The sequence below is a fragment of the Paenibacillus sp. RU5M genome (assembly GCF_900221055.1).
In the GTDB taxonomy this organism is placed as follows: domain Bacteria; phylum Bacillota; class Bacilli; order Paenibacillales; family Paenibacillaceae; genus Paenibacillus; species Paenibacillus marchantiae.
This window is the reverse complement of sequence record NZ_OBQM01000014.1, coordinates 126,658-146,020: the sequence shown is the minus strand read 5'-3', so window position 1 is coordinate 146,020 and position 19,363 is coordinate 126,658. Positions and strand designations below refer to the sequence as shown.

The 19,363-nt window shown below is 47.8% G+C and carries 12 protein-coding genes and 1 rRNA gene; 2 read left to right on the top strand and 11 right to left on the bottom strand.

From position 1 onward, the window contains the following. The 10 genes from CRO25_RS28880 to CRO25_RS28835 form a co-directional block, all read right to left on the bottom strand. Window positions 1-92 (bottom strand): 16S ribosomal RNA (locus CRO25_RS28880); the annotation flags it as partial. Window positions 93-815: 723 nt separating this feature from the next. Next, a complete protein-coding gene (locus CRO25_RS28875; RefSeq protein WP_079697308.1) occupies window positions 816-1,361 on the bottom strand; it encodes a GNAT family N-acetyltransferase in 546 nt (181 codons plus the stop codon). Between the two features lie 50 nt (window positions 1,362-1,411). Then, on the bottom strand, window positions 1,412-3,016 hold the full coding sequence (locus tag CRO25_RS28870; protein ID WP_079697307.1) for a response regulator: 1,605 nt from the start codon (window positions 3,014-3,016) through the stop codon (window positions 1,412-1,414). After that, window positions 3,013-4,911, bottom strand: a complete 1,899-nt coding sequence (locus CRO25_RS28865; protein ID WP_079697306.1) for a sensor histidine kinase — start codon at window positions 4,909-4,911, stop codon at window positions 3,013-3,015. The genes CRO25_RS28870 and CRO25_RS28865 overlap by 4 nt, the downstream gene beginning before the upstream one ends. A gap of 25 nt (window positions 4,912-4,936) precedes the next feature. Continuing rightward, on the bottom strand, window positions 4,937-5,785 hold the full coding sequence (locus CRO25_RS28860) for a carbohydrate ABC transporter permease (RefSeq protein WP_079697305.1): 849 nt from the start codon (window positions 5,783-5,785) through the stop codon (window positions 4,937-4,939). After that, complete coding sequence (locus tag CRO25_RS28855) at window positions 5,782-6,732, bottom strand: carbohydrate ABC transporter permease (protein ID WP_079697304.1); 951 nt, start codon at window positions 6,730-6,732, stop codon at window positions 5,782-5,784. Before CRO25_RS28855 ends, CRO25_RS28860 begins: the two co-directional genes overlap by 4 nt. A gap of 46 nt (window positions 6,733-6,778) precedes the next feature. Then, window positions 6,779-8,113: an ABC transporter substrate-binding protein gene (locus CRO25_RS28850; protein WP_079697303.1), complete on the bottom strand. Its 1,335-nt coding sequence runs from the start codon at window positions 8,111-8,113 to the stop codon at window positions 6,779-6,781. Window positions 8,114-8,448: 335 nt separating this feature from the next. Next, window positions 8,449-10,701: a glycoside hydrolase family 105 protein gene (locus tag CRO25_RS28845; RefSeq protein ID WP_079697302.1), complete on the bottom strand. Its 2,253-nt coding sequence runs from the start codon at window positions 10,699-10,701 to the stop codon at window positions 8,449-8,451. Window positions 10,702-10,957: 256 nt separating this feature from the next. Next, window positions 10,958-12,532: an S-layer homology domain-containing protein gene (locus CRO25_RS28840; protein ID WP_079697301.1), complete on the bottom strand. Its 1,575-nt coding sequence runs from the start codon at window positions 12,530-12,532 to the stop codon at window positions 10,958-10,960. A gap of 267 nt (window positions 12,533-12,799) precedes the next feature. Continuing rightward, window positions 12,800-13,618: an endonuclease/exonuclease/phosphatase family protein gene (locus CRO25_RS28835; RefSeq protein WP_064641291.1), complete on the bottom strand. Its 819-nt coding sequence runs from the start codon at window positions 13,616-13,618 to the stop codon at window positions 12,800-12,802. A gap of 282 nt (window positions 13,619-13,900) precedes the next feature. Between CRO25_RS28835 and CRO25_RS28830 the strand changes: the two genes are divergently transcribed. Together CRO25_RS28830 and CRO25_RS28825 are read left to right on the top strand one after the other, a co-directional pair. Next, the gene (locus tag CRO25_RS28830; protein WP_179132287.1) at window positions 13,901-15,667 is read left to right on the top strand and encodes an SWIM zinc finger domain-containing protein; all 1,767 of its coding nucleotides are present in this window, start codon (window positions 13,901-13,903) and stop codon (window positions 15,665-15,667) included. Window positions 15,668-15,672: 5 nt separating this feature from the next. After that, window positions 15,673-18,687, top strand: a complete 3,015-nt coding sequence (locus tag CRO25_RS28825) for a DEAD/DEAH box helicase (RefSeq protein ID WP_079697321.1) — start codon at window positions 15,673-15,675, stop codon at window positions 18,685-18,687. Between the two features lie 103 nt (window positions 18,688-18,790). Here CRO25_RS28825 and CRO25_RS28820 read toward each other — a convergent pair whose 3' ends face one another. Next, the gene (locus tag CRO25_RS28820) at window positions 18,791-19,255 is read right to left on the bottom strand and encodes a hypothetical protein (protein ID WP_097115838.1); all 465 of its coding nucleotides are present in this window, start codon (window positions 19,253-19,255) and stop codon (window positions 18,791-18,793) included. Between the last annotated feature and the right edge of the window lie 108 nt (window positions 19,256-19,363).

The following is a 19,363-nucleotide window of genomic DNA, read 5'->3' as shown; positions in this document are numbered from 1 at the left end:
GAGAAGCAAGCTTCTCTTTAAGTCCGCTCGACTTGCATGTATTAGGCATGCCGCCAGCGTTCGTCCTGAGCCAGGATCAAACTCTCCAATAAAGTATTGAAAAGAGCGATAAGCTCATTTTGAAACTGACGAGATTAAAAATCTCATTTATTTTGCTTTGAAATCATACAGTCCGAAGACGTGTACCGATTTCTCAGCGTCGATCTTGCAAGCAAGATCGTTACTCACTCGTTGTTCAGTTTTCAAAGATCAAACTTGTTTCATTGCCGTGTGTTGTTCACCTCAGCAACTTTTATATCTTATCACATCCGAACCAACTTTGCAAGCTCTTTTTTTAAGTTTCTTTCGAAGCTTATTTCATTCGCTTGCCGCACCGTGTTTCTCGTGTTTTCTTGGCCGGAATAAGAATATACCATGTACAAAAATAAATTGCAACCCTTAATTAATATTTTTCTATCTCCGTTTTATGAGAACAAATAGAACCGTTATATCTCCCTTCTATTTATAATCAATCTTTGTCTTGTAATCAGACCCCATCTGCTACACTCAATAGATATGACAATGTTGATTATCATTAACTTATAGAGAAAGGGTAGCTCAAGGGATACTTAGTCTTGTATCGCACATATCTATTAGCCTCTATAACAATATATGAAATCAGATTTTAAGAAAATACATCTGATAGATATTAACTCTCTCCATGAGAGATAAGTAGTTACTCGTGTATCTGTTCTTTCATATAAAAGAATAGTTATTGAATAATAAAAGGAGTGGCGTATATTGTTAGCCAACCTCTCACCACCACCTTCTCCCCCTCAGCCCCTGAACCTTCCCATCATAACTGTATCGTAATACCGACCGTCCGCGTGTCGTCGATCCTTTTTCACAGTCCCCTCTATCTCGAAGCCCATTCTTTTGTAAAGCACCATCGCTTTATCGTTCGTCCCCACCACGTTCAATGTCATCTTCTCAATTCCATTCGTGTCTGCCCAATCTATTGATAGTTCGAGTAGTTTCTTGCCGATCCCGTAACCCCAGAACTCTTTCCCTACACAAACGCCAAATTCAACCTTATGAGAAAATCGCTTTAGATCAACACCTTCACACCTGGAATACCCGACGATTTGTTCCTTTACAATAGTAACGAGAAACAGGTTTCTCTCTTTCTCCGAGTCCAAACGGATTATTTGTTCACATCTAGCTGGATCAATAAAGCCTTCACCTTGCTCACGATCCATATACTCGGTTTCTCCATCCATCTGTAAACGAAGTGAAGACAATGCCTCAGCATCCTTTTCCATTGCGGACCTAATTGAATAGGTCAATCCTTTTACGTTAAACTCCTGTTGATCGATGATCATACGTTGTAGTCCGTCCAATCTATTTTATTATGCTTACCCTATTGATGGCTCTACCCCACCTCAGACGGACTCTTGCCCGTAAGCATCTTGAACACCTGACTGAAATACGTCGCGTTGCGGAACCCAGTCATTTCACTAACCTCGTAGACCATGTAATGCCCTGACTGTAATAGTTCCAGCGCACGTTGAATCCGATACCCATTTACATAACTCACAAAGTTCTCTCCGGTCACCCTCTTGAACAGCTGACTCAAATATTTGGGGTGTACAAACAGTCCCTTGGCAATGGCTTCAAAACTAATCTCTTCAGCATAATGCATTTCAACGTACTGTTTTACCTGCTCCACTAGTTTATTGGTTTTTTTCTCGCCCATTTCTTTACGTATCTGTTCCATCCAGTTTCGAATAATACCATCCATCCAGCATATCAGATCCTGCAGCCCATATTTCGATTGAATTTCCCGCAAAAAGTGGCTCATCGAGAGCGGTGGTGCCAGCATGGGATAATGCCGGTTCCAACTATGAATTAACGTGTCGAACAGGCTCACAGCCACAACCTGCACATCCTGAATACTGGTACCACCCCCTTCTTCCAGCAGATTGCGAAGGTGAACCCATATCTCCTCTGCCAGATCAGTCCTCATACCTGCCCATGACTCACTCCATTGTCGCAGCAATTGCGAGTAATCCGTTGCGCTCGGGGTTAACGCATCTGATGAATCATATCGATATACACGGCTCCCGCCTTGAAACTCTGCTTTCTCCAGCGCCTCTCTGCTCTCCAGATAGGAGTCCATCACTTCGCATAAGTGCTCTTTGGACGTTCCAATACCTGCGCTCATTTCGATTTTGAGATACGTAAAAATCTGATCAATCATCCGTTCAACAATGGACTCAAATTGCTCTAGCGGGTCCTTCTCGTCAAATAGAAGCAGCACTAACACCTGGTCCGAGTAATCCACGATCTCAACCTGGCAGTCGTTTATCTGCGAAATCTGCTCTTTGACGGTCTCCTGAATAATATCAGCTGCCCCATATCTTAATAGCTGCCAGTCCCTCTCTTTCATCTTTGTCAAAAATGCAGGCCGGTACAACTGTAGACTGATGGCGCGCACTTGAGAGGGTATACGAATGCCCACATAATCCATACGCTCCGCAGGTAACTCCTCTTCCCGGTAGCGTGTGGTTAACAGCTCGTGGAGAAACAATTTGCGAAGATAAGGAACCACCCGTCCAATCTCCTGTTTGTACGTCCGCTCCAGCTGCTCACGCCGCTCACGCACATCCTCTTCCAGTAGCACCTCACGCAGAACAGACTCAATCTCCTCCACTTCCGCAGGCTTTAGCAAAAAATGATTCACTCCCCAGCGCATGGCAGCCCGGGCATTCTCGAATTCGTCATATCCGCTAAGAATGATGATCGGCAGATGGGGATGGTCCCTCCGCAACGCCTGCGTGACCTCAAGTCCTGTCATTCCTGGCAAATAGACGTCCGTCATCACAAGATCGGGGCGCAGCTGTTGGAACAGCTCCAGTGCGTCCACCCCATTGGAAGCTGTTCCTGCAATGCGGAGGCCGATGGATGGCCAATCAATATGGTCGGTCAATGCTTTTACAATATGCGGGTCATCGTCTACGAGCATAATGGTTTTCATTCATTTTCACCGCCCAGCCATAAGTTTAATTGTTCTTCCGTCTCAATACGCGGCAGTGTAATGGTCACTTCTACTCCGCCTAATTCACCTGCACATATATCAACGCCGTACCCAGTGCCACAATATAATTGAATGCGTTGATGTACATTTCGTATCCCAATGCCAGTCGTCTCCTCCAACTTCCAGCCCTCAGGCAAGCCCTGTCCGTTATCCTTTATGCAAATGATGATTTTGGATGGTGGATCGTTGCTCTCCGATTCCCGTATATCCACCTGTATGCGAAGTTGTCCTTCCTTCGGATGCCCATGCATGACCGCATTCTCGATAAAAGGCTGCAAAATGATTTTGGGAATGTAACAGCCTCGCACTCTCGGATCAATCTGTTCCTGATAATCAATAGAGAAGGGCAGCCGCTCCGACTGAATTCTGACATAACAACGAGCATGCTCCAACTCATCCCGTACCCGGATGAATAATCTGCCACCGCTCAATCCAATACGCAGCAGTTTGCTGAGTTGTACAATCATGCGGCTGATGTCCTTGGCTTCATAATCGAGAGCACGCCAGTGGATCATGTCAAGTGTGTTGTACAAAAAATGCGGTTTGATTTGCGCCTCCAGTAAACCGGTCTGTGCTTCACGCTTCGCCCGGCTCTCTTCCTTGACCTGCTCCATCAACTCCGTCAACTGTGAAGCCATATGGTTGAATCCATACGCCAAATGGGCATATTCCTCAGTAAACGAAAGCTGAACCCGGGTATTGAAATCCCCCTTCTCCAGTTGCCTCATCCGCTTGATCAACTGACGTAAAGGACGAACAATCCGCCAAACGAACAGATATGCAAGTACCGCTGAAAATAGTAATCCCAGCACAGCTATTCCAAGGACCTGCCATCCGGCCTGCCTCACAGGAGATAACAGGGTGTGAACAGGGATGGTCTGTACCAGTCGCCACTGAAGCATGGCAGGTCTTGAATACAGAACCAGCTGAGCTCCACCAGGCTTGCCGGAAACCACTTCAAATCCGTCCTGCCCATGTTCAACATGCTCCTGAATCCATGCACGATCGACGACTGGTTCGCTTTCCCCAGCAGCAGCTACATTAGCAGATACATTAATAGAAGGAAAAATTTTTGAGGCTCCATGAATTAAGCTTGAATCCTCAGCAGAATTCACCCCTAAATTGTCATCGCCCATCTGCATGACGACGTTGCCTGCGGTATCCACCAACAGCACCTGTCCATCCAGCACCATCGGCATATCCGCAAATCTGCGTACAATATCGGCGCGACTCAGGCGAATGAGCACGTAGGCTACCGTACCACCCCGGCTGTCAAAGATTCGCTGGGCGTATCCGATTAGCGATTGGCCTGATTCGTTTTCCCGCAGAGGTACCCAAGCCGCATCCGCATGCTCCAGTGCAGCAAACCATGAATCACCGGCAATCGTATCCACTGAATAGATGCGGTCGGCCATCGTGACAGTGACACCGTTGAAGGCATCCGTATACAGCTCCACTGAGGTAATACCTTCACTGACTACCACCGTATGATCCAGTATTTTGGATACCTCACGCCGTTGGTGGATCTGTGTCAGCCTTCCCGTTCCCTTCGTTTCCAGCAGATTCGACAGCTCACGGTTGCTCGCTAAAGAATAAGCCGTGCCTGTCACACCAGTAATAAAATCAAACCCGCGGCGTGTACTCTCGTTCAGAAGAGCAAGTCGTGCTTTGCTGATCTCGGTAAACGTGACGGCAGAGAACGACTGGTATGCCAGCCAAACAATAACCGAGACGAGCAGCAGGTTAAACGCAATAAAGCAAGTCACCATCAACGTGGAGAGCTTGCTTTGTTGCAGCTTATGATTTAGGAATACAGATAATCTTCGTTTCCGCATGGAATCAACTCGTTTCGTCTTGGAATTACCCTTTGAGCCCAGAGGTCGCGATTCCTTCCACGAAATACTTTTGACACACGATAAATACGATAAAACAAGGCACCAGTGACAGCACTGACATCGCAAACATCGGGCCCCAATCGGATTGGGAACTGGAATCGAGGAATAGACGTAAGCCCAGCGGCACCGTATATTTGCTGACATCACTCAGATAAATCAACTGGCTGAAGAAGTCATCCCATGTCCACAAAAAGGTAAAGATCATCGTCGTCACCAGCGCCGGAAAGGCCAGCGGGATGATAATTTTGGTATAAATTCGTACAGGACCACATCCATCAATCGTCGCCGCTTCATCCAACTCTTTGGGCAATCCCCGAAAGAACTGGACCATCAGGAAAATAAAGAAGGCATCGGTCGCCAGCCATTTTGGCACTACCAGCGGCAGATACGTATTCACCCATTCCAAATGGTTAAACAGAATATATTGAGGGATCAGCGTCACATGGTGTGGCAGCATGATCGTCATCAGCATTAAGCCAAAGCAAATCGCTTTGAACCGAAAATTCAATCTGGCAAAGGCATACGCCGCCATCGAGCAAGAGATGACATTGCCAAGCACAGCGCCCAGCGACAGGACGACCGAGTTGGTCAGAAAACGAGAGAAGGGATTGCCCTGAATTCCTGTCCAGCCATTGATGTAGTTTTGCCAGTTCCATTCTTGCGGCCAAAACCAAGTTTCGGTGAAAATCATATGTCCCGGTTTGAATGAACTGCCCAGTATCCAGAGCACCGGGTACAGCATGACAAAGGCAATGACCGAGATCAGTACATGTTTGGCGACTACCCACGCAGCAGAGTTTCGTTGTCCAATCATGATTTTCCACCATCCTCATAGTGCACCCACAGCTTGCTGCTGCGGAATACCAGCAATGTAAAGACACCGATCAGGATCACCAGCACCCAGGCCATGGCGGATGCATAACCCATCTGGAAGAACGAGAACCCTTTTTTGTACAGGTATAGAGAGTACATTAATGTTGAATTGACTGGCCCCCCGCTGCCGTTACTGATGACAAAAGCCTGAGTAAATGATTGGAAGGAGGTAATCAGCTGCATCACGAGATTGAAAAAGATAACCGGCGACAGAATCGGCAGTGTGATATAAAAGAATCTCCGGAGTGGGCCTGCTCCATCAACGGCGGAAGCTTCGTCATACTCAGGTGGAATCTTCTTCAATCCTGCCAGGAAAATAATCATCGACGATCCGAACTGCCATACGGACAGCAGTACGATCGAATACAGGGCATAATTCGGGTTGGCGACCCAATCGGGTGCCTTAATGCCGACCATGGCAAGCACCCCATTAAGCAGACCGTCACCGCCCAGCATTTTGCGCCACAGCATCGCAATCGCGACACTGCCCCCAAGCAGGGTTGGAATGTAATACACCGTACGGTAAATGCCAAGCCCACGAATGCCCTTGTTCAACAGCATCGCCACCAGCAGGGCAAAGATCAGCTTGATCGGTACGGATACGGCGACATACGTAAATGTGACTTTGAGCGATTGGATAAACAGTTTATCCGATGTAAACATCGTGAAGTAGTTATCCAGACCGACCCAGGAAGGGGCGGCCAGGATACTGTAGTCTGTGAACGAAATGTATAAGGAAACGAGCATCGGCCCAAGTGTCAGAAATAATAAACCAACCAGCCATGGGGCCAGGAAAAGAAGCGCTGCTCCATTATGGGCATATTTCCGTTTCACCCGCCGGGCTGTCACACGCTCGGTTCGTGCTTGACTGACCTGTGTTGTACTCATCTTCGCAACCTCCCCGCGGAATATGAAGTCTGGAACCGTTCAAGTGTTATTGACTTGATGCAAGTGTCGCCTTGGCCCCTTCAATGAACTGGGCAATCACATCCGGTGTGTTGTCTTGACCAAAGGCAATCTGCTCGCTTGCACTCTTGAAGCTGGTATCCACTTCGGAAAATCCTTGCGGGTATGGCGGATCAATTTCACTGGAGTTTTTCGATACCACATCGATAAATTGGAAGATAGCTTGCTCCGCTTCTGGCAGTGTAGGCTGCATCTTCTCACGGATGCTGGCATTGACGGGTACTCCGCGTTCCGAGCCTAGAATGGCGGTAGCTTCGGGATCATTTACCATGAAGTCGATAAACATTGCCACTTCCTTCGGATGTTTCGTTTTGGCATAACCGGACAGGAACTGACCTGCTTTCAGGTATTCACCGATTTGCTTTTCACCCACACCGTGCGGAAGCACTTGTATCCCAAGCTTATGATCCTGGTTTTTGTTAACCTGCTGGAACGTCAGCAATTGGTTAGACCAGGCAAAGTCCATGGCAGCTGTACCAAGTGAGATCGGGCGTGTCTCCAGTGCATTCGTAGTGGACGCCGTCACTTCTGCGGAGGTAGCACCCCCGTTCTCACGAAGCGCCCCCCACATGTCAAACCATTGCTGAAGCTCCTCGCTGGTCGCTGTCAACGTCCCGCCATCAAATAGTCCCTTGCCTGTTTGCCGGATAAATACCTCAAACATGTTAGTAGTTCCGGATACATCGGCCGAACCGTAGAAACCGTCACCCTTCTCTGCTGCAATCTTGGCAGCTACGTCACTAAAATCTTTCCACGTCCAGCTTTCCTGCGGCTCCTCGATTCCGAGCTCCTGGAATACGGTGGCATCATAGATGACACCTGGCGCATTTACACCCAATGTAATCGCGTATAATTTATCGTCAATCGATCCGGCTTTGAGCATGCTCTTGTCATGATCCTCGGTGCGCAGCTCCTTGCTCTCTGCGTATGGGGTCAGGTCAAGCAATGCACCACGCCGGGCAAAATCGGTTAGAAAAGCGTAATCCATCTGTATGATATCCGGTGCATTTGAACCGGCTACCTGTGTGGTCAGCTTGTCAAAGTATCCATCCCAACCGGAATATTCCGGCTTGATGGTAATGCCAGGGTGTTTTTCTTCAAACAGCTTAATCACTTTGGTCGTAAGATCGTGTCGAGTCTGTGATCCCCACCAAGTCATACGAATTTCAATATTGCCGGAAGTGCCCCCTTCTTCTCCTTCATTGGATGAAGCAGATGGTCCTGATGACCCTCCGGAACAGGCTGTAGCGAACATTAACAGGGATAGGCAGAATAAGGTTACCCACTTTTTGGTATTCAACATGAATGAATTTCCTCCCCTTTAGCTTTTATGGAATCGCTTACAAAAACTATTGTAACGGCCTATGGCTGCTCATGACATAAACAAAAGTAAGCTTTCCTGTCAAAAAAGTAAGGGGTTGGGACAAATGTCCATTCAATTGTCTTCAATATTCTTAGTGATTAAATAACCACCAGGAATGACGCTCCCAGTGGTTATTCATATATACAGCATTCTTCGTGCCGCGTACTCTACCTCGCTCCATCTCACCAGTGGTCATCCAGCCGTCTGCAATGAAACGTTAGAGTAGCTATCATGTGAGATTTCGATCAAGGTATCCTGTAGTTTTACTGACACTTTCAGGATTGCGTCACAGCAGTTGATGACACCTTAGGCTGGGCCAGATGTTTCTTCATCTTCGCCACTTCGGTTCCTGCCAGCATCATAATGCCAATACCGTGATTGTCATTCGTTACCGTGAGCAGGTCCTTATTGTAATATTCTGCAGTAAAGGCATATCTCGAACCACTGCATACACCATGTACATTACCCTGACGATCAATCGCTTTACGGGTTAATCCGTTCCAGGCCCGCTCAGCCGCTTCAATGTAACGTTCAGGTTGATATAACCAACCAAAACGTACTCCCCGTGCAAAACCATAAGCAAACATCGCTGTACAGGAGGCTTCCTGGTATGTTTCCGAATCATTCAATACCTGATGCCACAATCCACCCTCTCCTTGCAGAGCTGCATATCCTTCACATAATTCATTAAAGAAGGCAATTAAAGTCGGGCGCTCCGGGTGCTCTGTCGGCAAAGCTTCCAATACCTCAGACAGCGAAAAAAGCGTCCAACCATTTCCCCGTCCCCACGGAATTTGTGTCGCCTGTCCATATTTAAAATCGTATACGTGGGACATGATCTTGAATTCAGGCATGAACAGATATTTCCGATACAATAAAAATTGTCTAGCAGCTTCATCCAGTGCTGAATTATTTCCCGTCAGTCGGGCATACCGCACAAGAAACGGAGTGCTCATATAAAGGTCATCTGCCCACATCGTATTCTCGGCAAATTCACCGATACACTCACGGTAAAATGCACCGTCCTCCTGTCGCTCCAACCGGGTCAACATAAAATCTGCAATTCGATCGGCAATCGGCAAAAACGTCGGCTCCTGACATTCGGAATAGGCTTCCAGCATGGCTGAGCCAAAGGAGCCACAGTTATCCAGCATTTTCATCATAACCAGCTGCTGGTTAACCGCTGGGAAACCATACTGCTCCCGATCCCATAATGAGTACTCATCCATACGGGTACACGCCTGCACATGTTCTGACGCATAACGCGTAATGTCGGGCCGCTGCAAATAACGTCCAGTTTGCAACAGACCATATACGGTGACACCTAAAGGATAGTCCCAGCGACCATAGTTGGTTACACTGCCTACGGTCCATTTGTTACTGAGCATTGCATTTTCATAATAGGGGCGTATCCACGCATCCGGTCTGTCCAATCGCCAATATATGCGTTCCTTCCGTCCTTTAAACACCCGATCAGTACGCATTAGATCCTGCAAATCAGGTTCTACGTCCTCCGATTCAAAAGGTCCTAGATATAGCCACGGCTCTCCAGAAGCTCCGTGCACACGCTGGGGAAGCTCCAGTTCCAATTGCTCTCCATTCACCGTTGCATTTATTACAAAATTCCATGACTCAGCCGTATCGCTACATTCACTGCGAATCAACAGGTCATTCCGTCCAAAAGATCCGGGTATGTTCACCTCGAATGGACCTGCTTCCTTCAATTGCACTGCCGATACACCGTTCAGCCATATATTCAGTGGTCCGGAAGATTGACCAGACAAACGGATCGGGCAATCACTTGAATCCCTGTTGATTAACCGTGTCCACGCATAGACTTGCTGACCTGGAAGATGTCCGTATATTCTCTCCATGGATGGTTGCGTCTGTTTCTCCTCTGACCATTGCTCGTCAGGCAGCCAATCGAGTCTGTGATCCTCTTCTGACCCGAGCAGATTCCATTCCGGATGATTCTCCTCCGAACTTATCGGTTTGGAATACACCCATCCGGCCTGTCCCTGTCTCTCCTGGAAAGGAGCAAGCACATTCAGAATACGCACTTTCCCCTCGTCCGAGCCAAACTGGCATCCAAAGCCCGCAGGTGTATACTTCATCTCCAGCAACAACATATTCCATCCCGGTTTAATGTCGATTCCCAGTTTCACAGTCGCGTCCAGGTTGATCTCATCCATGACCGTGGAGCGATATACCAATTGCTCGTTAAAATAGAAACGAACCGGTCCATAACAGCGGATCAGCACATCCAGATTTCGATCTTCATCCCCCCATATCAGCGCTGCGGCATAGGAAATCTGTCCTTTATGTGCATCAGGGAAACATTTACTCAAATTCAGATCATACAGACCCTTCTCATTTTGCAAAATACCAGACTTCTGAAATACGCGATATACAAAATCAGCCTGCGCGTTGGCACCTATATACCTCTCTGCCAGCACCTTCAGCACCTGATCCTGATCTTCTCCGAATCGATAATACATGCTCTGCGGTTCACTGAAATACGTTGTCATTGAATGCCCACATTCCTCTCCCGATGGAATACATAGGTATAGCGCTTAACCTTTGTGAGAAAATCCCTTTTTGGTGAACGTTGATGATCCTCGTTTATCTTTGGAATAGCCAAATAATAAACCAAGTATAACTGACCTGCTTCCCGGTGGCTACAGATTTTTGATTACGCTTACAAATAATCCTTCATGTTCTCATTCTTACCCTAAGAAGAAACCACGGACTACATAAATGTAGTCCGTCTCATCTAAATTCCATTTATCCGTAAATGACAAAGTGAACGATAAGTTTCTCGTTTTCTTCAGATACAGATTTGGTTAATCCTTCACCATCCGCATCTGCTCGAATGATAAAATCATTTTGACTTATATCATTATTACGCTTATCTAATAATACCAGAGTAATACGGGTATCAGCTTCCACAGTCACTTTAAGCTTAAGCGTATGACCATCATTGCTAATTTGGCTGCTATCGATTGTATAAGACTCACCATCAATTTCGTAAGAATCGTTTACGCTAAACTGAAAAGCGTTGGTCGAATACTCGATGGTACCATCTACAAAACTTTCCCCTACATTATAATAAAGAGAAAATGCAGGATTAACAGTTTGAACCTGGAGATACTTCGCTTTGGAGTTGTTCGAATCGAAACCATAATTACTAGACCTTATAGTTGGCACGGCTACTGGCTTATCCCCGTTTACAAGCGTAAAAGTAAATACATGCGCCGCATCTTTAGGAGACTCATTACCTGCTGAATCCTTGGCAGTAACCACAAATGTGTAGTCTCCTGGAGTCAAATTTTTCAATTTGGTAAGCGCAAGTGAACCATCCGATTTGCTTTTGGCAAGGGGAATTCCTTCTTCCAACTCTCCTTCATCCACGACTTCATTTGTATTCGTATCGGTCCATCTATAGAAAGTTACAACGGCTCCTTCTTCACTTACTGCTCCAGAATCCCCCTGAACTTGATCCCAGGTTCCGCTGTAATTATCGATAATGCTAAATTTGCTTACATCCACCGTTGGTGCTGTTGTATCCGCAGGTACAGATGGATTCATGTTCCCGCTGTCGCTACTTCCACCTGATGAGGACCCGCTATTATTCGAACTGGTAGATGGAGCCGGAGTAGGCACGGGCGTTGGTGTTACCTCTGGTGTTGGTGTTGGCGTAGGCACTGGTTCAGGTTGCGGACCTGTAGTTTCTTTTATCGATTGCAGCAATCGAGAAGCCGTCAGTGCCGCAGCTTGACGATCGGCTTGTAACACGGGTTTAAACATGTTGTTTTGATCGCCGATAATGAATCCCGCCTCGAGCGCCGCTCCGACCGCGTCTTTTGCATATTCCGAGATGCTTGCGCTGTCCTTGAACGTTAACGAAGCAGCTTTGCCCGTTACGTCTGTTCCCTTCGCTCTCATCAGGGTTACGACCATATCCTGTCTGGATAATGTCTTACCACTCCCGAATTTCCCACTTCCCATGCCTTTAAATATACCTGCTTGATATACCGCTTCAACAGAAGCATAGGCATAGCTGGTCACAGGAATATCTGTAAATGATGGATTGGATGGGACGTTATTGGTTACATCCAGCTTCAACGTCCTGGCAATCAGGATGGCAAAATCCTGTCTGGTAATCATACCGGACGGATTAAATTGGCCATCACTGAATCCAGTGACAATCCCTTCGTTTTGCAACTCTACTATGGCATCTTTGGCATAGGATTTATCGATATCGGTAAATGATACTGCGGCGTTAGCCTGTGTCGTCCACAAAGGTGTTGTCAACAAGGACGCCGCGAGAATCGAGCTGATGAAATGATTTTTTTTCAAAAGAATGCTCCCCCAATATGAAGTAAGTTCGTGTCATTCCAACGCAAAATCCAATCGAGGATCTTCCTTAAATAATATGGACATGTACGATAATGCACATTATATAGAGAGGCTCTGAACCGATTCTGAACAAATCGCCTTATTTCGACAACGTGGGGAGCAAAGGTTTAAAAATAAAAAGCCTCCCACTGCACTTTCCTTATAAGGAAGTGAGCGGAGGCTTTCGTTTTATTTTGATAAAAAATTGTGTACAAGGCTGACCTACTGTTAAATTTCCACAGCTACGCCATAATGGTCAGAGACCACAGGGCCGTTCTTTCCGTTGAGAACTACTGTCGAAGACTTCGCCTGTACCGGACGATTCGAGAAAATATAATCAATACGCAGATCTCGTTTGTTATCCGCCCATCCGGCAATGGCTTTGACCACGGTTGCACCGTCATCCTTTTGCACAGCTGTCGTGTACAGGTCATTCCAGCCCTTGCTCATCATATAATCGTAGCCTTCCTCACGTACTTCCGCGACATTATTGAAATCACCCATAATATACAGCGGCTGGTCCATATATGGAGCGAGCTTGCTCTCAGTCAGTTCCCACTGCCCCTTGAAAGGCTCTTGTTCATCATCCCACCAGTTATAGTGTCCATTCACAAACCAGGTGGCTTCACCTTGTACTTCAGTCTGAACACCTACAATTTTGCGTGTGCGGTAGTTATCGTAATCCCGCATGTGGGATACATACTCTCCAAAAGCCTTTGTGATCGGCGTCCGGCTCAGGATAGCCAGCCCTTCATCGTATTTTTGGAAACCGACGTGGGCGGGAATCCATGTCCAGTAATAGGTCTCGGTCAGTTGCGTAAGCAGAACGTAGGCGTAGTTGTCTTTTTTGATCACAGCATCCGATTCCGTAGCAAAGTAATGTTTCAGTTCCTCCGCGGACAGCGTTGCTTCTTGCATTGATTGATTAACCTCTTGCATGGAAATCACATCAAATTGGTGTGTATTGATAAAATCAGCCAGCTGACTGATCTTGTTCAGTTGGTCTTCTTCTGCCCAAGCGTGCGTATTTAACGTAAGTATTTTCATATGCTCTCTCCTGTTGTTTAAAATTAAGCCGAATCCCGGCCTGCATCGTTCCTGAAAGGAATACATACGATAAGCATACACAAGACGAGCCTATTATGCATGGTTTATGGTAAAAAATAGAGATCGGTACTCTTGGGTTTCACCTATTAAAAAGTCCCATCCAAGTTCTCAGAACCGATGCACGGAGCACATGATAACTGATATGATGGATACATGAAATGTACACCATTACGTCAAGACGTGGTGATTACTGAACCTATGATTTCCCCAGGAGATGGAATGATGAACATACCTATTGACATGAACATGGATGATGCGCAGTGGCAACAGCTGATCAGGCAGGTCGCTGAACATTTTAACAACCTGACGATTATGCGCGGATTTCAATATTATAAACAGAAACGCGTCGGAACATTAACCTACACTGAACAAAACGGAATTTTGGCTGAAGTGCAGGGCTCCGATGATTATGAAGTAACCCTGAGCTTGCAATCGTTGAACACCAGTCACTGTACCTGTCCGGTTGGTTCTCAGTGCAAACATATGATAGCCGTTCTAATGAGTTATGCGGAGCAACTGGGCCGACCCGTACACGGCATTGTGAACGCCCACTCCAGTACGGCACTGAAACAGGCTCCAAAACCTGCTGTTATAGCAACTTCTGGACATTCAGATTACGCAGCGCACGAAGAGGATCTCACCATCCCTGATAACCAGTATAGCCAGATCAAGGAACGTGCAACGGAACTTGCAGAACTTGAAATTACGGAATGGCATGAGCTGTTTCGGGCATGCCTGAAACGACTCGGGATAGGTACGCCAAGTACATCGTATGTACAGGCCGCAGCGGACGAGCTCTATTCCATCAAACCTAAGCTGTCCGCTGGCATGGACCAGTTATTTGAGCTGCATGTTCAGTTGCACCTGATTCGCTTCTGTGTGCCTGGCCGCAATTCAATCACACATACACCGGTGTATCTGAGCTATCCTGCTCAACTTGCCGTGGATGCGCTCCAGAAAGGATTGGAACAGATCTTTAGCCGTCCGTTGGATTTCTCTGGTCTGAAGGGCACGAAGCTTGAACAACTTTGGAAAAGGCTTGAGGAAACCTCATCTTACCTGCGTATGCAGATGATATCCGAGACATCCAGCATGATGTTCTTCACCCCGATGTATCGACAGCTTTGGTTAAACTGGATCGTGCCTCATCTCCAGGAAAACCGGAAAACGCTAGAGTCAGAGCTAGCGTTTCTACAGGAAATGGAAAACGGACTGACTGCTATTTCCAAACCCGCCAAACCTGGTGAGAGCGTGCTGAGCGTATCGAATCTAACGGAAAACGGGCGCAATGCGCCGATTAAATCTGTCACTCTGCCCTTGCCGCTGGTATTGGCGCAGAGCTGGATGTATTTCCATTTGGGACAAGATGATCAGGCTTGGCAGCGATTGATTAGCGGAGGCTCGGCATATGGCATCCCGCCGGAGCATCTGCTGCATTTTCTTCATGTGCTTGCAGATTCTTCAGACTGGAAACGGCTAGGCGAGTGGTTAGTACAGCTCGGACCTCTGCTCGCGAACCGACGGAACTCCCCTCTGAATGATTACATGCAGTTGTGGGACACAGCCATTCATCATCTTCCTGATGTAGAGCACCGCATGTGGGACACATTGGTCAGCATGCTGCCTCATTCCCGGCCAGCTTATGAAGAAGCAATGCATTCCCGGGGACAGTGGCGGCGGTGGATTGATTTTCAACTGAGCACGGAGACAGAGCCGCTAGAATTCCGGGTAGCGGTGCTACAGCCGATTGAAAAGGATGCACCCGAACTGCTTTTGCCTTTCTACCATCAAGCAGTGGATCGTTATATCGGACACAAAAACAGGGACGGATACAAAGCAGCAGTGAAACTGTTGAAGCGTCTGTCCAAAATTTATAAAAAATTGAAGCAGGAAGAACACTGGGAGCAGTTTATCACCACATTGGCTGTTCGCAACAGCCGACTGCGCGCCCTACAGGAAGAGCTTCGGAAAGGTAAGTTGATCTCATGAGCCTAATGCACCCTTACACCGAAACAATTGAGGTCCATGTTGCATTGACAGGATACGGGGATGCCTTGTTTTATGGAGCGCTGAACACCCATCACTTTGTATCGGGACAATCACTCAAGCAGCGATTATTTGCTTGGCATGCCCCTTCTTTCTACGGTACAGAACTTGAAACAAGACAGATCGAAGAGATTGAACTGGTCGTCCTGCCTGCGGAAGAAGTTATTCCTTTCTTCAGCGAAATGCACACCCTTCTGCACATTGAATGGAAATGGGACGAGCAGGCTGAGCATTTGATCCGGCTGGCCCCGGTACTTGCAGCATCGATTGAAAATCGTAAATACATCCCTAGCTTCACCGCATTTCGTACCGGACAACTGCAATGGACCTGGGACCCGGACAGCTTGAAAAAGCAGGATCGCACCGCTTTTGGCAAAGCCCTGGAACAAACGGATGAGAGCTACGCCGAAGGACTGAGTGCTGCCTATTCGGCTTCTGTGTTCCAACGATGGTACAGTACAGAAGAAGCGGCCACCGATCTGCGGCGAGAATTCCCGCAGTTGTTTCCACAAAGCGGAACAGCTCCGCAAACAGCCGGCATGGATGCCCAATCCTGGCTGGTGTCCATCGGCTGGAAAGCAGACGCAGCCCCATTCCGTCCACTCCTGCAATTGCTGGAGCCGGAAGATGATGAACCGGCTTGGCGGCTACGGCTGGTATTGCAGAACAAACTGGATGCAGCCGTACTCGTTCCCGTGAGGCTAGATTCACGTGGCCGGTTGGAAGGTGAATGGCCTGACGTGTGGACGCCGTTCATCCTTGATCGTTCGGGAGGATGGCTGGAGCAGCTGCGTGCACATCTGCCCCGAATTCGCCGCGCTATCAGTGGCATTCGGGATGTGCTCAGTGATCCATTGGAAGATCAGGATGCTTGGCTGTTCCTGACGCAAGACAGCGGACGACTACTCGAAGCTGGCTGGCAAGTGCTGCTTCCGGGTTGGTGGGAAGCTGCACGCAAGAAGAAACCCAAGCTACGTGCCAAGGTGAAACCGGAGGAAGGCAGTGAACGGGGACAGTCGTTCTTTGGACTGGACTCGATCATTCATTTTGACTGGCGTATTGCGATTGGGGATACGGATCTCAGCGAGGAAGAATTCGCTGATCTCGTGGCCCGTAATGAACGGCTGGTCCGCTTCCGTGGAGAATGGGTTCCTCTTGATCCGGCCTTGCTTGAGCAGATTCGCCGGGCCATGGGCGGTGTGGATCAGGAGCAAGGACTGTCGTTTCAGGATATTCTTCATCTTCATCTGCTGCATAATGAGCAACGCGAATATCGTAACCAGAAACGCAAGGAAGGACAAGAAGAGGATGAAGAACAGCCACAATCCAACGAGAACATTCGACTTGAGGTGGAACTGAACGAACACCTGAACCGGGTAATCGCACAGCTTGGCGGCGGGCAAGGCGGCGCTCCTTCCCTGCCTATTCCGGAAGGATTGCATGCTGAGCTGCGTTCTTATCAAAAGGAAGGTTTCGCATGGCTTGGTTTCCTGCGTAGATTCGGTCTCGGGGCTTGTCTTGCGGATGACATGGGACTTGGAAAAACGATACAGTTCATTACGTATTTACTTCATCTCAAAGAGCATGAGCAGCGCTTGCCTGGCCAGGCCCCGGCCCTTCTCGTCTGCCCCACTTCCGTATTGGGGAACTGGCAAAAAGAAATCAGCCGCTTCGCGCCTTCAATTAACGTCAGTTTACATTACGGGGCACGAAGACTGAGCGGAGAAGAGTTCCGGGAACAGACTGAACAGGTAGATATCATCATTACCTCGTATGCAACAGCTACTCTCGATCAGGAGATGTTGCAGTCATATACGTGGGCATCCATCTGTCTGGATGAGGCGCAAAATATTAAAAATGCCCAAACGAAGCAGTCCATGGCAGTACGCAGCTTCCCGGCAAAACACCGTATTGCACTGACTGGTACGCCGATTGAAAATCGGCTGTCCGAGCTGTGGTCCATCTATGATTTTATTAACCCAGGCTATTTGGGCAGCGCGCGGGCATTTCAGACTCGCTTTATCAGTGCGATCGAGAAGGATAAGGACGAGCAACGCATGCAAGATTTGCAGCAGCTCGTGAAGCCATTCATGCTGCGCCGCAAGAAGAAAGATCCGAATATTCAACTCGATCTGCCGGACAAAAATGAGATGAAAACCTACATTCACCTTACGGGTGAGCAAAGTGCACTGTATGACCAGTCCGTTCAGGAACTGATGGACAAAATGAAAGAGCTGGAAGGCATCAAGCGCAAAGGTGCGATTCTGTCTGCCTTAACCCAGCTCAAGCAGTTGTGTGATCATCCCCTGCTGCTGACCAAAGAAGCCTTGCCGGAAACGATCTCCTCGGAAGGCTCTGTAACAGAGTATGACCTGTACAGTCCGCAGGATATGGCCATGCTGATCAGTCGCTCCGCGAAGCTGGAACGACTGATGGAACTGGTCCGCGAACTACGGGATGAGGGCGAACGGTGCCTGATTTTCACACAATACATCGGCATGGGACAGATGCTGCAACAAGTATTGAGACAGGAGTTGCAGGAACCTGTGCTATATCTGCATGGGGGTACGTCCAAGACAGGAAGGGATCGCATGATTGATGAGTTCCAGTCCCGGACGTTGCCTGCGGCAGAGCAGCCGTCGGTCTTTATTCTATCCATCAAAGCAGGCGGCGTGGGCTTGAACCTGACCGCAGCGAATCATGTATTCCACTTTGACCGCTGGTGGAACCCTGCCGTAGAAAATCAGGCTACAGACCGCGCCTATCGGATGGGACAGACGAAGGATGTTCAGGTACACAAGTTCATCTCGCTGGGCACACTTGAAGAACGCATTGACGAGATGCTGGAGAGTAAACAGCAGCTCAGCGACAATATTATCACCAGCTCTGAAAACTGGATTACCGAGCTGTCGACGGATGAGCTGAAGGATCTGTTCACCCGGCGCCGCGACTGGTCGGGTTAACTCCAGACTGGGTTGATGCAACATACGCAACCTTGTAAATAGTAGAATACAAAAAGAGCGAAGTGTCGGAAATGCATTCCGTCTTCGCTCTTTTTTTACATTCCTAGCGCATGTTTCCGATGATAGACGATCTTGAATCCTGCATTTTCTTGATGAAGTTAGTCATCACATCAAAGGTTTCATTACGTTTGTTAGATAAAGACTGCAAACGCAGCATATCCATCTGTAGTGAATTGCCCATCGCATCAATTTGGTTTTTCAGCTTTTGAGCTTGGGCAGTATCCCCGTTCTGAATAGCTGCCTGCAATTGTACGTTCAGCTCTGCAATCGCTTGATTTCGATTTTGAACTTCTTGAATTTGTGCCTGTAATTGGATATCCAGCAATTTCGTGCGTTCTTGCTGAACCATCATCAAAGCTGTTTCGATATCCATGCTGCTCAGATCAATAGCTGAAGACCCCACCGGATTTACCGTAGATACACTTGCTGCAGAAGCAGAAGTTACGACGGATACAGCTGCAATGGCAGCAATAACTGTGGAAGAAATGACTTTGCTTGATTTTTTCATAACGTACACCTCCCTTTATATTTGTAGATACCCCCCATTAACTGGCATCTTTCGACATCATATATCGAAGGTCCTAGATCCTACAACCTATAATTGCGAAGTTGAGAC

What these genes read in the sequence shown, in the direction of transcription:
- CRO25_RS28875 (WP_079697308.1), bottom strand. Translation starts at nt 1,361, where the DNA reads ATGATCATCGATCAACAGGAGTTTAACGTAAAAGGATTGACCTATTCA.
- CRO25_RS28870 (WP_079697307.1), bottom strand. Translation starts at nt 3,016, where the DNA reads ATGAAAACCATTATGCTCGTAGACGATGACCCGCATATTGTAAAAGCA.
- CRO25_RS28865 (WP_079697306.1), bottom strand. Translation starts at nt 4,911, where the DNA reads ATGCGGAAACGAAGATTATCTGTATTCCTAAATCATAAGCTGCAACAA.
- CRO25_RS28860 (WP_079697305.1), bottom strand. Translation starts at nt 5,785, where the DNA reads ATGATTGGACAACGAAACTCTGCTGCGTGGGTAGTCGCCAAACATGTA.
- CRO25_RS28855 (WP_079697304.1), bottom strand. Translation starts at nt 6,732, where the DNA reads ATGAGTACAACACAGGTCAGTCAAGCACGAACCGAGCGTGTGACAGCC.
- CRO25_RS28850 (WP_079697303.1), bottom strand. Translation starts at nt 8,113, where the DNA reads ATGTTGAATACCAAAAAGTGGGTAACCTTATTCTGCCTATCCCTGTTA.
- CRO25_RS28845 (WP_079697302.1), bottom strand. Translation starts at nt 10,701, where the DNA reads ATGACAACGTATTTCAGTGAACCGCAGAGCATGTATTATCGATTCGGA.
- CRO25_RS28835 (WP_064641291.1), bottom strand. Translation starts at nt 13,618, where the DNA reads ATGAAAATACTTACGTTAAATACGCACGCTTGGGCAGAAGAAGACCAA.
- CRO25_RS28830 (WP_179132287.1), top strand. Translation starts at nt 13,901, where the DNA reads ATGAACATACCTATTGACATGAACATGGATGATGCGCAGTGGCAACAG.
- CRO25_RS28825 (WP_079697321.1), top strand. Translation starts at nt 15,673, where the DNA reads ATGCACCCTTACACCGAAACAATTGAGGTCCATGTTGCATTGACAGGA.
- CRO25_RS28820 (WP_097115838.1), bottom strand. Translation starts at nt 19,255, where the DNA reads ATGAAAAAATCAAGCAAAGTCATTTCTTCCACAGTTATTGCTGCCATT.